This is a genomic window from Brevibacillus sp. AF8, from assembly GCF_021270385.1.
GTDB lineage: Bacteria > Bacillota > Bacilli > Brevibacillales > Brevibacillaceae > Brevibacillus.
This window is the reverse complement of record NZ_JAGQDN010000021.1, coordinates 86677-102488: the sequence shown is the minus strand read 5'-3', so window position 1 is coordinate 102488 and position 15812 is coordinate 86677. Positions and strand designations below refer to the sequence as shown.

Annotated in this window: 20 protein-coding genes; 10 read left to right on the top strand and 10 right to left on the bottom strand. The window is 48.6% G+C overall.

All coding sequences use genetic code 11. The features are described from left to right. Positions 1–54: 54 nt before the first annotated feature. The 7 genes from KB186_RS22915 (at position 55) to KB186_RS22885 (ending at position 4650) form a co-directional block, all read left to right on the top strand. The gene (locus KB186_RS22915) at positions 55–849 is read left to right on the top strand and encodes an LSm family protein (RefSeq protein WP_232774423.1); all 795 of its coding nucleotides are present in this window, start codon (positions 55–57) and stop codon (positions 847–849) included. A gap of 151 nt (positions 850–1000) precedes the next feature. Continuing rightward, positions 1001–1399, top strand: a complete 399-nt coding sequence (locus KB186_RS22910) for a YugN-like family protein (RefSeq protein ID WP_232774422.1) — start codon at positions 1001–1003, stop codon at positions 1397–1399. A 96-nt stretch (positions 1400–1495) separates the two neighbouring features. Beyond that, complete coding sequence (locus tag KB186_RS22905) at positions 1496–1945, top strand: NUDIX domain-containing protein (protein ID WP_173611275.1); 450 nt, start codon at positions 1496–1498, stop codon at positions 1943–1945. Positions 1946–2045: 100 nt separating this feature from the next. Continuing rightward, on the top strand, positions 2046–2843 hold the full coding sequence (locus tag KB186_RS22900; RefSeq protein ID WP_173611276.1) for an NAD kinase: 798 nt from the start codon (positions 2046–2048) through the stop codon (positions 2841–2843). A gap of 24 nt (positions 2844–2867) precedes the next feature. Beyond that, positions 2868–3605 carry an MOSC domain-containing protein gene (locus tag KB186_RS22895; protein WP_221868797.1) on the top strand — a complete coding sequence of 246 codons (738 nt, stop codon included), beginning with the start codon at positions 2868–2870 and terminating at the stop codon, positions 3603–3605. After that, positions 3602–4090 carry a YbaK/EbsC family protein gene (locus KB186_RS22890; protein WP_173611278.1) on the top strand — a complete coding sequence of 163 codons (489 nt, stop codon included), beginning with the start codon at positions 3602–3604 and terminating at the stop codon, positions 4088–4090. The genes KB186_RS22895 and KB186_RS22890 overlap by 4 nt, the downstream gene beginning before the upstream one ends. Continuing rightward, complete coding sequence (locus tag KB186_RS22885) at positions 4087–4650, top strand: hypothetical protein (RefSeq protein WP_232774421.1); 564 nt, start codon at positions 4087–4089, stop codon at positions 4648–4650. Before KB186_RS22890 ends, KB186_RS22885 begins: the two co-directional genes overlap by 4 nt. Positions 4651–4718: 68 nt before the next feature. Here the strand turns inward: KB186_RS22885 and KB186_RS22880 are convergent, their stop codons facing one another. From KB186_RS22880 to KB186_RS22840, 9 genes are all read right to left on the bottom strand, one after another. After that, complete coding sequence (locus KB186_RS22880) at positions 4719–5972, bottom strand: MDR family MFS transporter (RefSeq protein WP_173611280.1); 1254 nt, start codon at positions 5970–5972, stop codon at positions 4719–4721. A 224-nt stretch (positions 5973–6196) separates the two neighbouring features. After that, a complete protein-coding gene (locus KB186_RS22875) occupies positions 6197–6688 on the bottom strand; it encodes a GNAT family N-acetyltransferase (protein WP_232774420.1) in 492 nt (163 codons plus the stop codon). 54 nt (positions 6689–6742) lie between these two features. After that, positions 6743–7450 (bottom strand): 3'-5' exonuclease, encoded by a 708-nt coding sequence (locus KB186_RS22870; protein WP_232774419.1) that lies wholly within the window; start codon positions 7448–7450, stop codon positions 6743–6745. Positions 7451–7461: 11 nt separating this feature from the next. Further along, on the bottom strand, positions 7462–8475 hold the full coding sequence (locus KB186_RS22865) for a DUF294 nucleotidyltransferase-like domain-containing protein (protein WP_330873252.1): 1014 nt from the start codon (positions 8473–8475) through the stop codon (positions 7462–7464). Positions 8476–8524: 49 nt separating this feature from the next. Continuing rightward, positions 8525–9859 carry an ammonium transporter gene (locus KB186_RS22860; RefSeq protein ID WP_173611283.1) on the bottom strand — a complete coding sequence of 445 codons (1335 nt, stop codon included), beginning with the start codon at positions 9857–9859 and terminating at the stop codon, positions 8525–8527. A 125-nt stretch (positions 9860–9984) separates the two neighbouring features. Continuing rightward, positions 9985–11232: an MFS transporter gene (locus KB186_RS22855; protein ID WP_232774417.1), complete on the bottom strand. Its 1248-nt coding sequence runs from the start codon at positions 11230–11232 to the stop codon at positions 9985–9987. 80 nt (positions 11233–11312) lie between these two features. Next, positions 11313–12500, bottom strand: coding sequence for an MFS transporter (locus KB186_RS22850; protein WP_232774416.1), 1188 nt, complete (start codon positions 12498–12500; stop codon positions 11313–11315). 77 nt (positions 12501–12577) lie between these two features. Continuing rightward, entirely contained in the window at positions 12578–12868 is a 291-nt protein-coding gene (locus KB186_RS22845; RefSeq protein ID WP_173611286.1) for an ArsR/SmtB family transcription factor, read from the bottom strand. Between the two features lie 49 nt (positions 12869–12917). After that, a complete protein-coding gene (locus KB186_RS22840; protein WP_232774415.1) occupies positions 12918–13076 on the bottom strand; it encodes a hypothetical protein in 159 nt (52 codons plus the stop codon). Positions 13077–13210: 134 nt separating this feature from the next. Here KB186_RS22840 and KB186_RS22835 point away from each other — a divergent pair, with 134 nt between their 5' ends. Both KB186_RS22835 and KB186_RS22830 read left to right on the top strand, forming a co-directional pair. Continuing rightward, complete coding sequence (locus KB186_RS22835; protein WP_221868793.1) at positions 13211–13570, top strand: toprim domain-containing protein; 360 nt, start codon at positions 13211–13213, stop codon at positions 13568–13570. Between the two features lie 64 nt (positions 13571–13634). Then, entirely contained in the window at positions 13635–13841 is a 207-nt protein-coding gene (locus KB186_RS22830; RefSeq protein ID WP_173611289.1) for a hypothetical protein, read from the top strand. Between the two features lie 33 nt (positions 13842–13874). Here KB186_RS22830 and KB186_RS22825 read toward each other — a convergent pair whose 3' ends face one another. Next, complete coding sequence (locus tag KB186_RS22825) at positions 13875–14654, bottom strand: undecaprenyl-diphosphate phosphatase (RefSeq protein WP_221868792.1); 780 nt, start codon at positions 14652–14654, stop codon at positions 13875–13877. A gap of 190 nt (positions 14655–14844) precedes the next feature. Here KB186_RS22825 and KB186_RS22820 point away from each other — a divergent pair, with 190 nt between their 5' ends. After that, positions 14845–15774 carry a CvfB family protein gene (locus tag KB186_RS22820; RefSeq protein ID WP_221868791.1) on the top strand — a complete coding sequence of 310 codons (930 nt, stop codon included), beginning with the start codon at positions 14845–14847 and terminating at the stop codon, positions 15772–15774. The last annotated feature ends 38 nt before the right edge of the window (positions 15775–15812 follow it).

Here is a 15812-nt window from a genome sequence, read left to right as displayed (position 1 = left end):
CCCATGGGCACTTGTATATGGTAATAAAGAAACACCAGAAGGGGAGGAGTTTCCATGCAGTCTGATTCTGAAAAAAACCTGTATCAGGCTGACATTCAATTTGTCAGCCTGTTAAAGGATATGCGAGAAAATGTGCACAACATCTGCAAAGAGCACGTGGAGAAAAAAGTGCGCATCGAAGCGATTGACGGGCAAGTGTTTGAAGGCGTCATTGTCGATTATGATGATCAGAACGTATACGTAGAAGTTGTGGACCAGGATGCGGAGGAAGAAGAAGTTTTCGATGAGTATGATTATGAGAACTATGAGGGCTACAATCCTTATCAAGTAATGGAAGTGTCCAATCGGCAGCCGTACGGAGGATGGGGGCAATATCCTGATTATTACTTTCAGTATGTGAGCTATAATCCGTATGCAGGTTATCCTCCCTATGGCGATCTCAGTCCTTATGGAGGCAATCCATACTATCCGCAGGTAAGTCCTTACGGTGATGGGTACAATCCATACGGTCAGGTCAGCCCTTTCGGCAGTTCCAACAACTCACGGGTTAGCCCGTATAGCAGCAGCAATCGTCCCGCCCCCCAAGTCAGCCCGTATAGCAGCAGTAATCGCCCCGCTCCCCAAGTCAGTCCGTATAGCGAGCAGAATCCGCAGGTAAGTCCTTACGGGCAAAATCTATCGCCATTCCCACCATTCCCGCCTTATCCGCCATTTTTTTGTCCGCCACCACCACCCCCACCGCCATATGTTTTGCCAAGAGTTCAAGGGAGAAGACGTAAAAGATGCCGGAACGGACGTAAAATCATTCCATTGGCGCTCTTTACACTCCTGACAATTGTCTTGATTTAATGGTGGGGAACTTACAAGCCTCTCAAGGCCATCACGGCTTAGGAGGCTTGCTGCTTTTTGTAGACGTGAGAGTACAACTTCGCCTTTTGTCACACACTACGAACAAAACGGTGGACGTTTCTCACAAAATAAATAAAGGCAGGGATTGACGATGCAACACATAAACAGCAGTTTGCCAGGCACGCGGGCGACATTCGGTTATTTTCGTGAAGCGCTTCAACCGCATTTTACATTATCCAACTGGGATTATGAGCAAGGGTACTTCGACCGGGCGCTGGATGACAAAAACACGGTCTTTTTGCGCTTGCCTGTAAAAGTATTGCAAGGCGAGCTTGATAGCCCAGATGCATGGTTGGAAATCGGGCGGCCGTTTGTGATCCGACATGTGTACCAGACTGGGGTAGAGGAAGATATCGGCTACACGGAGGCGCTCGCTTCGGGCTTGATGAATCAGTTTCAAGAGCCGGTAGACAAGGACGCACAGATTGATTCGAGATGGATTCGAAAAGCAGAAGCGGTTGTCAAAGAGCTGGAGAATCGCCTCGCGTGAGACAGGCCGTTGATAGGCCTGTTTTTTTCTTGTTTATGGCAGGGAAAATATAGGTGGCTAAAGAATGGTAGCACATGGAAAAAGCGAGGTGGAAATATGGCCTGGTACCATACAGTGGCGAAATGGTATTGGAAAATCCGCAAGCCTCTCACCTTGGGTGTTCGTGTCATTGTAACGGATAAAGAAAAGGGAGTTTTGTTAATTCGACATACGTATGTCCATGGCTGGTATTTGCCGGGAGGGGGAGTGGAGCGAGGAGAGTCGTTTGGGGATGCTGCTCGCAGAGAGCTGTGGGAGGAGTGCGGAATACGAGCGGACGGACTTACCCTCTGCCATCTTTTTTACAGTGAGCGGGAAGGGAAACGAGATCATATTGCCTTGTATCATGTCGACCTTACAACTGGCCAAGAATTGCATAAGGATGACAAAGAAGTAGCGGAAATGCGCTTTTTCGCTTGGGATGAGCTTCCTCGGGAAATATCACCAGCTACGAAGAGGCGTTTATCTCAATTTCGCAACCAGTCTTTTCAGAGTGACCGCTGGTGACAAGTGGGATTTTATGCAAGTCGATTTTTCCTATGGTATAGTGAAGACAAACAACAGAGCGTACATGACCGCTTGTAAGGATAAGTGAGGGCAGACCAGCATGAAGATTGCGACTGTACTGCGAAATGACGATTATACACGAGAAGTAGAACAAGCATTAAAAGAAAAGCTGCATGCAGCAAACAGCCCGTTTACTTTTGTGAAGGGACCCGGTGAGCAACCGGATATGGTGTTGTCCATCGGGGGAGACGGGACACTTTTGGAAGCCGTCCATCAATACGGGATCGAGCCGTCTTATGTGGGCATTCATACGGGACATCTCGGCTTCTATGCGGACTGGCGTCCCGAGGAGCTGGACGAATTCGTTGAGCGTTTGATACACGAAGAGCCTCTGATCGCGGAATACCCGACTGTCCAATGCAGGATCAGTACAAGAGATGGAAAGCAGTACGAAAAGTGGGCGTTGAATGAAATGGTTTTGCGTAACGCGAATTTGTCTACCTTGGTGACATGCGTCTATATAAATGGCGATGAGCTGGAGACGTTTCGCGGTGACGGCTTGATCGTTTCGTCACCATCAGGAAGTACAGCCTACAACAAGGCGGTGGATGGAGCGATTGTCCATCCGTCCATTGAGGCGATTCAGTTGTCCGAGATTGCTTCGATCAATAACCAAGCGTATCGGACGATCAACAGCTCGCTCGTATTGCCGAAGCATCATGAAGTAGAGCTGATCGTCATGAATCCCGAGATTATGATCGGCTTGGATCGCGAGCAGGCAGTGTGGAAAGATGTGTGTTCCATTCGTTGCAGAGTGGGACCCGACAAAGTGAAATTCGCTCGCTACAAGCGACTGACGTTTTGGGGGCGGGTTCGCAATTCGTTTATATCCGGATAGGAAAGCGTTGGGGAGGGGAACCGAATGAAAAAAGTAGGAACATTACAGACCATTTTCCGTCATCCTGTCAAAGGAATGCGAGGGGAAGAGCTTGCATCAAGTACGGTCGATGAATTTGGCTTGTATGGAGACCGTGCCTATTATTTTTGGGACAATACTCGTCAAGGCAAGTATCTCAGTGCGGATGTTGTGCCCGCTCTTATCGGATATCATGCCAGCATGAGCGAAGGGACAGGAAAAGAAGCGTACCCGCCGATTCGGATTGAAGCCCGGGATGGCAGTGTACATACGTGGGATGATGCTTTATTTGCCCATGTCGCGGAGACGGTGAAGCGCTCCATTACGCCTATGATTAGTAGTCCGCAAAAAGGCGGCGTGAACTGGGAAGACCACATTCTGCTGGTCACGGATGCATCTCTCAGAGAGATCGCGCGGCAGATTGGGGCAGAACAGGTAGATCCACGACGCTTTCGAGGGAATTTGGTCGTTGTCCTGGAGGATGATGAGCCGTTTGCTGAAGACAAATGGCTGGGCAAACAGATCAAAATCAATGATGTGACCTTGCAAGTCAACAAGCACTGCGAGCGCTGTGTGTATGTCAATATCGATCCAGAAACCTTGGCGATGACTCCTGCCGTATTGAAGGCATGCGTCAAGCGTCATAATAATCACTTTGGCGTTTATGCTTCGGTTGTCAAGACGGGCAGCGTGTCACAAGGCGATGACGTTTTTTTAGTGGAGATTGGGAGTGACGGGGAATGATTGTTAGCCCTTTGGAAAAGGTTCGCAGCTACGTACAACGTTATGATTCGAGTATCGAGCCGATTTTGTTTGAACAGCCGTTGCCTACGTCCGAAGTGGCTGCACAGGCATTAGGTGTCGAGATCGGCCAAATTGCAAAGTCGATCTTGTTTCGGGTGGATGAGCAGTTCGCCTTGTTCGTGGCAGCAGGCGATGTACGCGTCCATCCCAAGCAAGTGAAGGCAGCGTTTGGACAAGGAAAGCCAAAGATGGCTACGCCGGAAGAAGTAGAAAAAATGACAGGTTTCCGTGTCGGAGCGGTTTGTCCATTTGCTTTGCAGGAAGAAGTGCCTGTCTATGTGGATCGGTCCTTGAAACGCTTTTCTGTGGTTTATACGGCGGCTGGTATCGCAGAATCACTTTTGCCAGTCTCTTATGAGGCCTTGTTGGAAATGACAGGGGCAAAGGAAATCGATGCGGCTTCTGCTGAAGGGAGCGCATCATGAAAAAAATTGCAGTCTCCATCGCAGCAGTAGCCATTGTCGTAGTCGCTGGTCTTGCCATCCTCGGAATGTCTAACCAAACGACTGCAATTGAAAACAGCATCTCCCATTCTGCTTCCTCGTTTAAAGAGATGTCAACAGACACGTACCTGAGTCATTACAACAAAATCAAAGAAGATTTAGCTGTGAAAGGAATTCATACCCTTCCTTTTCAGCTTGAGCTAGACAAGCAGACGAATTACTACCGCTTTTATTATCCAAAACAAGAAAACGTGGCAAGTGAAAAAGCAATATGGGTTAGCGTCTTGCTGAGCGGTGATCAAAAAACAATAGACGGTATCATGTATGAAGGGATTTTTGACGTTCATACAGTGAAGGCGATGATCCAAGCTACTGGACTTGCCTGGACTCCGGAGCTGGATCAGTTCATTGCGGTTACGAACATTGCAAAAACGCCAAAAGAAATGGTTGCTTCCGATGTGAAAGTAACGATTGAAGGAACGCCAGCACAGATAAAAGTAATGGTTGACCCTGTGAAGTTAGAAGCTCCCAAAAAATTATAATGCTGAAAAGGAAAAAGTGGTTGGCAGAGGTTATGGCTGCGCAACCACTTTTCGTTTTTTGTTGTCGTTTAGTTGGAAGGAGAGGACTCGCGGTTCTGAACGATTTGGAATAGCTTTACGTAAAGAACGGCACTCAAAAGGGAGCAGAACAGGATAAACCCAAAAACGCCAATCGGTATGATCCACTCCGAAAGAATGACGGTCACGGGAGCGAGGAAGCGGCCAAGTGAGTACTGCAGGTTAGCCGCACCCATGTACTGTCCGCGTGCATGTTCTGGTGCGTATTTGCTGACGAAGCTCTGCTCAACCGGAGTTCTCATCACTTCCCCTACGGTAAAGACGACCACGCATCCGAACAACAGCCAGGCATTCGTCGTGAATCCTACCAAAAACATGCCCATGCCAAATAGCAGGGAGGACAAGAGGAAGACATTCCGGTCGCTCCAGTTCTCAAACCATTTGGTAACAGGCAAAGCGCACAGAACAAACAGAAGGCCGCTTATTCCCAGCATCCATCCGAAAATCTCCGTACTGCTAAGCGAGAGTGACCAGGCATTCCACGAAAACAGCGTCTGTGCTGGGACGAATTCTTTTACATAGACTGCCAAAAATAGATCGAGCTGCACGATTGCGATCGTAATCAGCATGCCTGCGAAAATATAGATCGCAAAAGCTTTGTCGCGTAGAATGACGGCATAGCTCTGCCATTGCTCCTTCATAACGGAAGGGAAATGGATAGAGGCGACAGAGCTTTTTACGGACTGTGGCAGTGTCTCTCTCACATTGAACCAGATTGCGATCGAATACAAAAAAGTGACAAGCGCACAAGTCCATAGCAGCTCACTTCGGTATTGAAAGAAAAAGATAGCACCCAGAGCGGGTCCCAAAACAGCGCCAATGTTCATGGCTGTAACAAAGGTAGCAAAGACTCTCCGTCTGTCTTTTTCGGAGGTGAGATCAGCGACCATGGCAGAACTCGCCGGGCTGTATAGCGCTTTACCAAGCCCGATTCCTATAAACGCAAGATAATCGATCCAAGAAGAGAGGGAGAAGGCAAACAGCACAAACATGCCTGCCTGCAAAAACGCTCCTGACAGCATGACATATCGACGACCAAATCGATCAGCCAAATAGCCGCCAAAAAGATTGCCGATCGTACTCATAATCGGTGGTACTGCCATGAGTAACCCGGCAACATTTTTGCCAAAGGTATCACTAAAGTGGAGGGTGAGGAAGGGAAAGTACATCCAAAACAATAAGTTGAAAAGCGTCTCGCCGATCAATCTGGTCTTTAGATTCAGATCCCATGACAGCCATTGCACAGCAGGGCTACCTCCTGTTTTTGATTCCCTGGCCAGGTATACCTACTTTAGTGCAAATTTTCAAAAAGATATAGACTTATAATCATCCGTCGGTTACACTAATATCATAAGGGCTAAGGGATTAGACCCTGGCTTAAGATGTGCCACTTTTAGGGATTCGCTTCTTACAAAAACAAATAAGCCGACACTTCCTTGTGGAAAGGGGTGTCGGCTTTTCGTATGTTTTACTTGACCATCCATTGATAAAAATGAACATCGTGCCATTCTCCGAACTTGAATCCCACCTCTTGAAACTTCCCTGCCAATGTAAAACCGAATTTCTCGTGTAGCTTCACGCTGGCGTCATTGCCGCCTACGATTCCGCTCATGATCGTATGGTATTCGAGTTGTCTGGCGCGCTCCTGAATCGCACTCATCAAGGCAGTGCCGATACCTTTCCCGCTTTTATCGGGGGCGATATAAATAGACAGTTCCGTTGATTTTTGATAGGCGGGCTTCTCGCGGAAAACGGACAGACTGCAATATCCGATCACTTTCCCTTCGGATTCGGCGACGATGATCGGATGTCTGCCACCGTGTTTGTGAAACCACACTTCGCGCTGGGCCAAGGTCTGTGGCTCCAAGTCAAAGGTAGCAACCAGATTTTCCACCGCGTAGTTGTAAATAGCGAGCATGGCGGGCAGGTCACCCAGAACTGCGTCTCGGATCTGTAGCATGATATTCTCTCCTCAAGTTGGTTGGTAGGACTCGTTAAATGATTCGCACTAATTCTAGCGTACGGCTTCGTAAACCTGCCGCAGGTGTGTATAGCCTTGGGATTGTGCTTTAATCAAATACTTCGCCCAGAGTGTACCAGCGGCAACAGCGTCACAGTAAGCGTGATGCCTGCGTGAGATCGGGATGTCGTGGGCCGCACAGAGGGCGTCCAGCGAGCCGTTGCCAATCGGATTGCTCAACAATCGGATGAGCAGCATCGTATCCAGCATGCGATGGGTAAACGGACGCCGGCTCGTTTTCCAAAGCCCAGATCGCAAAAATTCACGCTCATGGCGAGAGTGATGGGCAACGAGCGGACGATCTCCAACGAATTGAAAAAAACGGGACAAAGCCTCTACTAGCTCGGGAGCATCGGCAACCATATCATCGGTAATTCCAGTGAGAGAGCGGATGTGTGGAGGAATCGCCCGTCCTGGATTGACCAACGTATAAAAAGAATCGCCGAGGAGGAGGTGCTCTCCTCTCATGGCGACGGCTCCCATCGATATAATCGCGTCTCCGTGGTCGGGATAAAAACCGGTCGTTTCCAGATCGACGACAACAACCTCCAGATCGTGTAGAGGAATATCGGCACTGGAATCGACTGGTTTATTCGCTTTGGAGATGGAGCGCAGATAGGCGATGTGTTGCTTATCATCTGCAATACCCGGAACGTCGCGGTTCATATGCCAAATGCGACCGAATAAGTCCCATTTTGCCACGCAATCTCCTCCTATCCCCCAAAAACGGAGGGGAGCTTTTCGGTCATTTTTTGCAGGCGGATCGCCAGCTTCATCGACTGTCGCACCATCGCTTGGGTGTCAGGAGAAAGCTCCCCTAGTTTGATATAGCTATTGCTTGTGTATTGCCCATCTTCCCAATGGAGGGGGGCGATCAGTCGCAAACCTTGAATTTGCCGGAAGTATGCGGCTACCTCGTCACAAAAGCTTTTGCTCCAGACGCCTTTTTCGCCGAGTAGATCCAAGCGTTCCAAGGTAGAACTGGCAAAGATTCCATGCGCCAAGGCAAAATGCCGTACGCAATTCACCAGTGGCAAATAAATGCCATACTTCACATTGATGGCACCGCGGAATCGTCCATGGACCTCAGGTAAAACTCTGCCAAAGATTCCGAGCGGCACCCGATAATGCAACGTATTGCTCACCAGTCGATTCAGCAAGAAGACATTCCCTGCAAGCAATTGACGGAAACGATCATGGACGGGAGTAAAAATGGCCGATTCCCCGCATAAGACACGCACATCACTTGCGAGCAGTAAATAACGGGCGTTCTCCCATATGGGGTGAGAGACCCATCTGTCTATTTGGTCCAGCCATTGCTCGGTGCTACCTCGCCATTTTGGTGAGAGGCAAGTCACATTCCCTTGGCAGGGAGGATAACCAGCCACTTCCAAGCCTGCAACGATCGTCGCCCCCAGTAATTGAAAGTAGCCATGTATCTTCTCTTTTTCCTGTTCGCCCAGATGATTTGGCATTTGATAGACGAGACCGTTATCTTGATCGCTGATGAGTGCTTGCTCTGATCGACCGCCACTGCCGAATTGCAGAAAGGCAAAGGGGACGGGAGGGGTACCCAAGCCTCTTTTGGCAAGGTCGTTCACAGCGAGGAGCACCCCTTGTCGGATGAGATTGTCGTGAATCAGATTGACGACGATGGAAAAGGGGGCTAATTCCCCTGCGCGATTTAATGGACGCAACACAGAAGGGTCCAAAAATTCTCGTCGCAATAAGGCAAGCTCGTCAAAGGAGTCAACATTCCGTATTTTTTCCACTTGTTCAGGTGAGAGAGTGAGAGGTGCTGCTTTGGGTAGCTGCAGCCGGTCGTACGCGTTCAGGCTGGAGCAGTTCGGGATAGCCGTATCCCCCGTGTTCGCTAAGGTCAAGACCAACCACCTCTTCCTCTTCAGTGACTCGCAGGCCAATGGTTACTTTTAATACATACAAAATGATGAAGGCTACCACGAAGACGTAGAGCGCGGAGCCAGCCAACCCCAACGCCTGAACCCCTAACTGATGCAGGCCACCGCCATAAAACAGCCCAGGACCGCCTACGCCGACCTTTTCAGCAAGCTCTGGGGTAGCGAATAAGCCCGTGGACAACGTTCCCCATATACCAGCCACCCCATGCACGGAAAAAGCGAAGACAGGATCATCAATCCCCATGCGGTCAAACCAAATGGATGTATAAAATGTGAGAATACCTGACACGGCGCCAATCACGACAGCTGCCCACGGATCGACAAAGGCACAAGATGCTGTAATCGCGACGAGAGCAGCGAGGACGCCGTTGAGCATGCTTGGAATATCTGCTTTTCCCATGACGATCCAGGAGATAGCAAGAGCGGCGACAGCACCCGCTGCGGTAGCGAGATTGGTAGTGACGGCAATATAGCCGAAAAATCCAGATGTGCTGCCTAATGTAGAGCCGGCGTTGAACCCGAACCAACCGATCCAAAGAAACAGGACACCTAAGACAGAGTAGACTTGGTTGTGACCAGGAATCAGATTGGAACTGCCGTCGCGATTGTATTTTCCAATACGGGGCTTCAAAAGGATAGTGGCGACGAGTGCGACGATGGCCCCTTGGAGATGGACAACCGTAGAACCAGCGAAGTCTTGCATCCCGAGCTGCGCCAACCAACCGCCGCCCCATACCCAGTGACCGACGACAGGATAGATGAGGACAGTAAACAGTACGCTGAAAATAAAATAAATGGATAGCTTGGCGCGTTCAGCAAAACCGCCCCAGGCGATCGCGAGTGAAACGGCTGCAAAAGCGAGCTGAAAGAGGAAGAGGATCGAGATAGGGACAGTTGCAGCGGAAAAAGCGGAGAAAGCTTCTTTTTGCATGCCGTCAAAAAAGAATCCGGAAAGTCCGATGAAAGAGTTCCCGTCTCCAAACGTCAGACCAAAGCCAAAGGCCCAGAAGGCAATCGAGCAGATGCCGAAGGTTAGGACTGTTTTTCCTGCGACGTGACCAGCGTTTTTCATGCGAGTAGAACCAGCTTCCAGCAGGGCGAATCCAACCTGCATGAGAATGACCAGAATGGCCGAGACCATGACCCATGTGGCGTCAATGGCAGACGAGAGACTTGCGACAGTAGGTTCCATCCATCCACCTCTTTTCTGTGTCACATAACCTGACACTATTTTTATTTATGTCAGATTATATGACATGAAAAAATCGGTTGCAATTGTTTTTTTGCAAATAATGAGAAAACACCAATCCTTCCGTCTTAAACGGAGGAAGATTGGTGTTGTTCGGCTGGTGCTCGTTTTTCAATCAGGAGGCCTGCGAAGCTCATGGCAGCGAGGAATAGTCCACTGACGAGGAAAAGCTGCTCGACGGGCCATTTGCCCAGCCAGATGGCACCGAGGCTGCTGGACAATGTGCAAAAGAAGGTGAACATGAGCATGTTGATCGCAAAAATTTTGCCTGTGCTGCTGCTGGATGCTTTGATTTGAATAGCAGTCACGGTCGGGATACCAATGAGCGGCCCCCCGATCCCTGCCACGGCTGCTCCGAGGAAGGCAACCCAGTGAGCGGTGCCTCCTGTCGTTAGCAACAGGAATCCGACTGCCTGAAACACCCATCCAACCAAAATCACAAATAAATACCGGGTGTAGAACGAGCGAGCCATGTACAGGCTTCCCAGCAAGTTCCCGATGCCGTAGAAGCCCAACAAGACAGCTAATGTACTTCCGTTACCTTGCTGCATGCGTTCTGCCATAAACGGAAAGCCCACCGTGTAAGTAACCTGCCAGACGAGAAAGCCCATATTGCTAAAAAGAAGAATCAAGAACAAAGCGCGATTTTGTTTAAGCTCCCGTAAACCTGAGGCAATATCCCTAGCGTACTGACTGGGTGTCATTTTCGTAGTAGATCCTTGTTGTTGATCAGTCAACGAAATACGAATGGCATAAAGGAACAAGACGGAAATCAAATAGCTGCCTGCGTTCACAAAAAACAAAGTAGAGAGCGGCATGATCGAAGCGACCAGTCCAATCGACATAGGCGCAATAATCCGAATCGTTCGGAAAGTCGTATCCAAAATGGCATTTGCTCGCCCTAGCTGCTCTTGGGGAACCGCTGATTTGAGTGCAACGGTTCGTGCTGGCTGAAACAGACTGGAGAACAAACCCAACAAGAATTGGGCTGCCAGAAAAAAAGCAAACTCTTCCACACCTATGTAGACCATGATGCCTACCGTGATCGCGACTAGAATTCGCGCAACATCTGCACCCACCATAAGCATGCGTGGGCTGTACCGGTCAGCCATAACCCCGCCGACGAGGTAAAACATGAGACCCGCCACCATTTCCGGGATTGCGAGCAGGCTCAACACCGTACCCGATTTGGTTGCTTGGAGCAAATACCAGAGTAAAGCGAAGCTGTAGCAATGATCTCCGATGCTTGCGGTCATTTGTGCAAGCCAGAGCTTGAGGAACGAACTATTTTTCCATAAAGATGGGGATGAATCCACGTTGACCCTCTCCGTCCTGCTGACTTCGATAAAATGAATTTGACCATAGCGTAGCAAGGCGAAGAGGGAATGTAAAGGACTCATGCTTGTGCGGTTACATTTAATTTACCAGTCCTCCAAACAAAGAGAAAATAAGCGATAAGAAACGTGAATGAGGCGAAGGTGCTGACCCCCGCGAAACCAAAATTAGAATACAAACTGCCTGCGAAAGAAGAGGCAATGAATGTCCCTATGTACATGCAAGCGTTGGCCAAGCTCGATATAGTACCGCGCGAGGTGTCGGACAATGATTGCAAGTAACCCATCAGAACAGGCACGAGTACACCGCCAAAGCAGTACATGAAGAAGAGGACAACCTGCAAAAAGCCGACTCCCGGTATGTAAGGCAAAACAAGATAGAGTAGGGCGCTGCCCAGAAACCCAACGGTCAAAATCGTACTTCTCTTCCAACGCTCGAGTAACCAACCGCTGAGTAAGCTGCCAACGGTGTTGCCAAGCCCGATAACTAAAGTGATCAAGCCAATTTCGGTAACGGATTGCTGATATTGATCGGAAAGCCATACACCATAGAATGAAAAGACTGCATAGACACCCGTCATGAAAACGAAATAGCCGATAAAGCTGCGTGAAGCTTGTGGCAGTCGCAACAGATCCTTGTAACGTGCAAAAATAGCCACTCGGGCGTTGTTTGTTCCAAGCCCGGCTATGGAGGTAGGCGGCAATAAATCAGGAAGTTTTCGGATAATGAGTACAAAAGCTCCGAGAGAAGTAATTCCTACAGCCAAAAAAGGAAACGACCAATGATAAGCTGACAGAAAACTGCCTATAGGGACACCGATCACTTGGGAAACGGAAAGACCAGCCATGACAACTCCCATTGCTTTTCCGATACGTGCAGGGGGAAACAAAACAGGAATGGCAGCCCACACTTGAGGTCCGATAAAGGCAGAACAGATCCCGGCAAGGAAGCGAAAGAAAAGCATCGCGGTGAAGCTAGGTGCAAAGGCACATGCAATTGTGGAAAGTGCAAATCCAAGCATACCGACTGCCATCACATGTTTCCTATTTCGATTATCAGATAGCGGACCAGCGACTAAAGCGGCCAAAGCAAATCCGAGAGCATAAGTTCCGATCAGCCAGGCGGCTGCCTGGCTCGTGGATACGTGATATAACTCTCGCAAGGTTGGCAGCAGTGGGCTAATGATAAATGTGTTCGTGCCAATCAAAAACATGGTGAAGAAAAAGATCATCAAAAATAGGCGCTCCATTATGAAAACTCTCCTCTTTGTTTTATAATCCTATAGTTAAATAACTTTTGAACTATTGAGCAAAAAAAGGATACCAATCACAAGGTATCTAAAAAGCCAGGCAGTATATGATCAAATGTCTCTTTATAGATGCGCATGTACCGTGTTTGCCCCTCCTTTCTGACTTTGATCAGTCCTGCCTCTCGAAGTGTCTTGAAATGATAGGAGGCATTGGACTTGGAAGTATCGCAGGTCAAGCCCACTTCTGTACAACTCAGCTCGTTGCCGGAATGATATAAGGCTTTTAAAATGGCTAGCCTTGTCTCATCTGCCAACGCTTTAAAAATTTTGATTCGCTTTTCGGTTAGTTCAAGTTGTTCAATATTCATAAAACTATCTTACTAAGGAAACTCTATTCAGGCAACCATTTCATTTTTTTTATTTTTGATTCTTCCTATTTTCGTTGTTGTATTGATGCTGATGGGAAGATCCTTGGTTGTTTTCTGTATGCATATCATCCGCAACCGTACTGCTGGTCAGCCCTGCTACAGCTAATCCTTTTTGATTCAGGTTTTTGGCGCTTTTGAATTTGGACATATTACTACCCCCTGTTTGTTAATGGATGCTTCCTTAAGATGCGTTGTTTCGATGGGGAGTAGTCATCCTCATTTTCCTAGATGGCAGTTGAGGTATACTAAATAAAAATGGTGCGCCAGGGAGGATGGGAGCGGATGGCAGGGTGTGTCATGATCGTGGAGGGGAAGACAGACAAGGAACGCTTGCTTCGAGTGCTGGCTGAGCCTGTTACGATTCTTTGTACATACGGTTCCTACAGTTTGGAAAAAGGAGAGAAATTGCTTGCGCAAACGGAAGCAGCAGATGCAGATGAGGTATACCTGTTTACGGATGAAGATGACAGTGGGAAAAAATTGCGAACGCATTTAAGTGAAGATTTTCCTGATGCGATCCATCTGCATACGCCGAAAATATACAGAGAGGTTGCCGACACGCCTCTTTCGGTACTGGCAGAAATTTTGGAGCAAGCAGGCTTTGCGGTTATTGTGTCTCATCCTGATCTTGGAGAGCGGTAAGGGGATAAAACACCGTTTCATCGGCTATAACAGTAGTAAATGGAATGGTGGAGGTGCGAGGCAATTGCGTAGTTTGATGACGTTTTTTAATCGAATGAACATTATGCTGTGGCTGGTAGGTATCTTTGCTGCTCATGCTGCGCTTTATCTGGTGCTGGGAACGGCAACGTGGCTGGCTACCTCGCTTTTGGCAACGGCGTTCTACGGCGTAATTTTATTGGTAGGCAAATTAATTGCCAGCCGTTATCCAGACAAGGAAGAAAGCAGATGAAAGCCGGCGAGCAAGCAGCCGGCTTTTTTCACACTACCAGCCCAAGAGCTGCATGAGTAAAATGAACCCACCCAATACCCAGACGTAGATAGCGAAGCCCTTCATCGACCCTGTACTGATGATCGTAAGCATCCAGCGAATGGCTACATATCCAGCTAGTCCGGCAAACATGGTGCCCACGAGCATCGGGATCAATAAAGCTGTTTCAAGCGGTGTTTCTACGAGCTTGGCTGTTTGCAAGACACAAGCACCCAGAATCGCAGGCAAGGATATTAAAAACGAAAAACGTGCAGCGTCCGCACGGTCGATTCCGCGCAGGAGAGCACCGGCAATTGTTAGTCCTGAGCGGGAAATAGCGGGCAGGATGGCAGCACCTTGCAGTGTCCCGATGATGAGGGCGTCCGTGTAGTTGATTTCCTCAAATTTTCGATTGCCACGGCGCATGGACTCCACCGCCCAGAGGATGGCGCCTGTCGCAAGAAATTCCCACCCAATCGTAATGCCCGTCTGGGAGATTTCTTCAAAATAATCTTCAAAGGAAAGTCCGATCACAGCCGTAGGGATGGTGCCTACGACCAATAGCTTTGTCAGTTTGCTCATCGGATTCATAATAATATAACGAACCTGTGGCCAAAAGACGATAACAACAGCAATCAGCGTACCGAAATGGAGCATCGTGTCAAATAAAAGTCCGACCTCCTGCATACCAAACACTTTGCGAAACAGGACGAGATGACCCGTGCTGGATATCGGTAAAAATTCAGTCAAGCCTTGTACAATGCCGAGAAAAATATGTTCAAGCAACAACAGCATAGGCAAGAGTCACTCCAGTCTTGAAAAAGTAGGGCCAAGCCAGTCTTACTGTCATATGTATGTTCGTTAATGGAAGACTTGCCTATTTCGTTGGGCATCGTTATTTTGTTAGAAAAAAGTTGTGGTATTTTCTCGTGGGGGATGGGTATATTTAGTGTGCACAAAGGTAGAGAGCGAGGAAAAAATACATATGTACAAAAGACAACAGCGTGAAAAACGTGAAAAGCGTGAGCCCCAAATCATTCAGAACGGCAATTTGGCGGCAGGAATGACGCTTACCATGACGGTAGCGCGTAAAACGGAAATCGGCTATTTTTTAAGCGATGGCAAAGATGAAGTGTTTCTCCATGCCAATGAAGCGCATGAGCGTTTACATATCGATGATGAGGTCGAAGTGTTTTTGTACCATGATCACGAAAACCGACTGGCTGCGACCATGGACATGCCTCATGTCGGCATGGGTGAATACGGCTGGCTGGAAGTAGTGGACATTTCTCCGCGCATGGGTGTATTCCTGGACAACGGCATTAACAAGGATCTGCTCTTGTTCATCGATGATCTGCCCAAGCATAGCGATGAATGGCCGCGCCCAAAGGATCAAATGCTGGTAGCGCTGAAGCAAGACAAGCTCGGCAGACTCTTGGCAAAGCCGGTCACTGAAAACGAAATCGTCAAGATCGCAGCAATGGCAGATGAGAGTATGAAAAACAAGTCTGTCGAAGGCACGGTCTACAAAGTGATTCAAGCAGGTGCATTCCTGTTGACGGAGGACGAGCATATCCTTTTCATTCATCGTGATGAAATGGTAGGGCGTCTGCGCCTCGGACAAACTGTGCGCTGCCGCGTCAGCTTTGTGCGTGAGGATGGCCGTCTGAACGGTTCCATGAAAGAGCGCAAGGAAGTACAGTACGGCGAAGATGCGGACAAGCTGCTGCGCTATATGATCAATCGTGACGGAGCGATGCCTTATACCGATTCGACAGACGCAGATGTCATCCGAGAAAAATTCCAAATGAGCAAATCCAGCTTCAAGCGGGCACTCGGCAAGCTGATGAAGGAACGCCGCGTGGAGCAAGTAGATGGCTGGACCAAAATCATTCGAAGCGAACAAGAAGAATAAATGAAGAAAAACCTCCTGGGCAAAAGCTTCCTGACAAC

Excerpts from the sequence above, each read along its gene's own strand:
- KB186_RS22845 (WP_173611286.1), bottom strand. The coding sequence starts at position 12,868 with ATGAATATTGAACAACTTGAACTAACCGAAAAGCGAATCAAAATTTTT.
- KB186_RS22860 (WP_173611283.1), bottom strand. The coding sequence starts at position 9,859 with ATGGAACCTACTGTCGCAAGTCTCTCGTCTGCCATTGACGCCACATGG.
- KB186_RS22900 (WP_173611276.1), top strand. The coding sequence starts at position 2,046 with ATGAAGATTGCGACTGTACTGCGAAATGACGATTATACACGAGAAGTA.
- KB186_RS22825 (WP_221868792.1), bottom strand. The coding sequence starts at position 14,654 with ATGCTGTTGTTGCTTGAACATATTTTTCTCGGCATTGTACAAGGCTTG.
- KB186_RS22915 (WP_232774423.1), top strand. The coding sequence starts at position 55 with ATGCAGTCTGATTCTGAAAAAAACCTGTATCAGGCTGACATTCAATTT.
- KB186_RS22820 (WP_221868791.1), top strand. The coding sequence starts at position 14,845 with ATGTACAAAAGACAACAGCGTGAAAAACGTGAAAAGCGTGAGCCCCAA.
- KB186_RS22835 (WP_221868793.1), top strand. The coding sequence starts at position 13,211 with ATGGCAGGGTGTGTCATGATCGTGGAGGGGAAGACAGACAAGGAACGC.
- KB186_RS22885 (WP_232774421.1), top strand. The coding sequence starts at position 4,087 with ATGAAAAAAATTGCAGTCTCCATCGCAGCAGTAGCCATTGTCGTAGTC.
- KB186_RS22850 (WP_232774416.1), bottom strand. The coding sequence starts at position 12,500 with ATGGAGCGCCTATTTTTGATGATCTTTTTCTTCACCATGTTTTTGATT.
- KB186_RS22840 (WP_232774415.1), bottom strand. The coding sequence starts at position 13,076 with ATGTCCAAATTCAAAAGCGCCAAAAACCTGAATCAAAAAGGATTAGCT.
- KB186_RS22905 (WP_173611275.1), top strand. The coding sequence starts at position 1,496 with ATGGCCTGGTACCATACAGTGGCGAAATGGTATTGGAAAATCCGCAAG.
- KB186_RS22895 (WP_221868797.1), top strand. The coding sequence starts at position 2,868 with ATGAAAAAAGTAGGAACATTACAGACCATTTTCCGTCATCCTGTCAAA.
- KB186_RS22890 (WP_173611278.1), top strand. The coding sequence starts at position 3,602 with ATGATTGTTAGCCCTTTGGAAAAGGTTCGCAGCTACGTACAACGTTAT.
- KB186_RS22910 (WP_232774422.1), top strand. The coding sequence starts at position 1,001 with ATGCAACACATAAACAGCAGTTTGCCAGGCACGCGGGCGACATTCGGT.
- KB186_RS22875 (WP_232774420.1), bottom strand. The coding sequence starts at position 6,688 with ATGCTACAGATCCGAGACGCAGTTCTGGGTGACCTGCCCGCCATGCTC.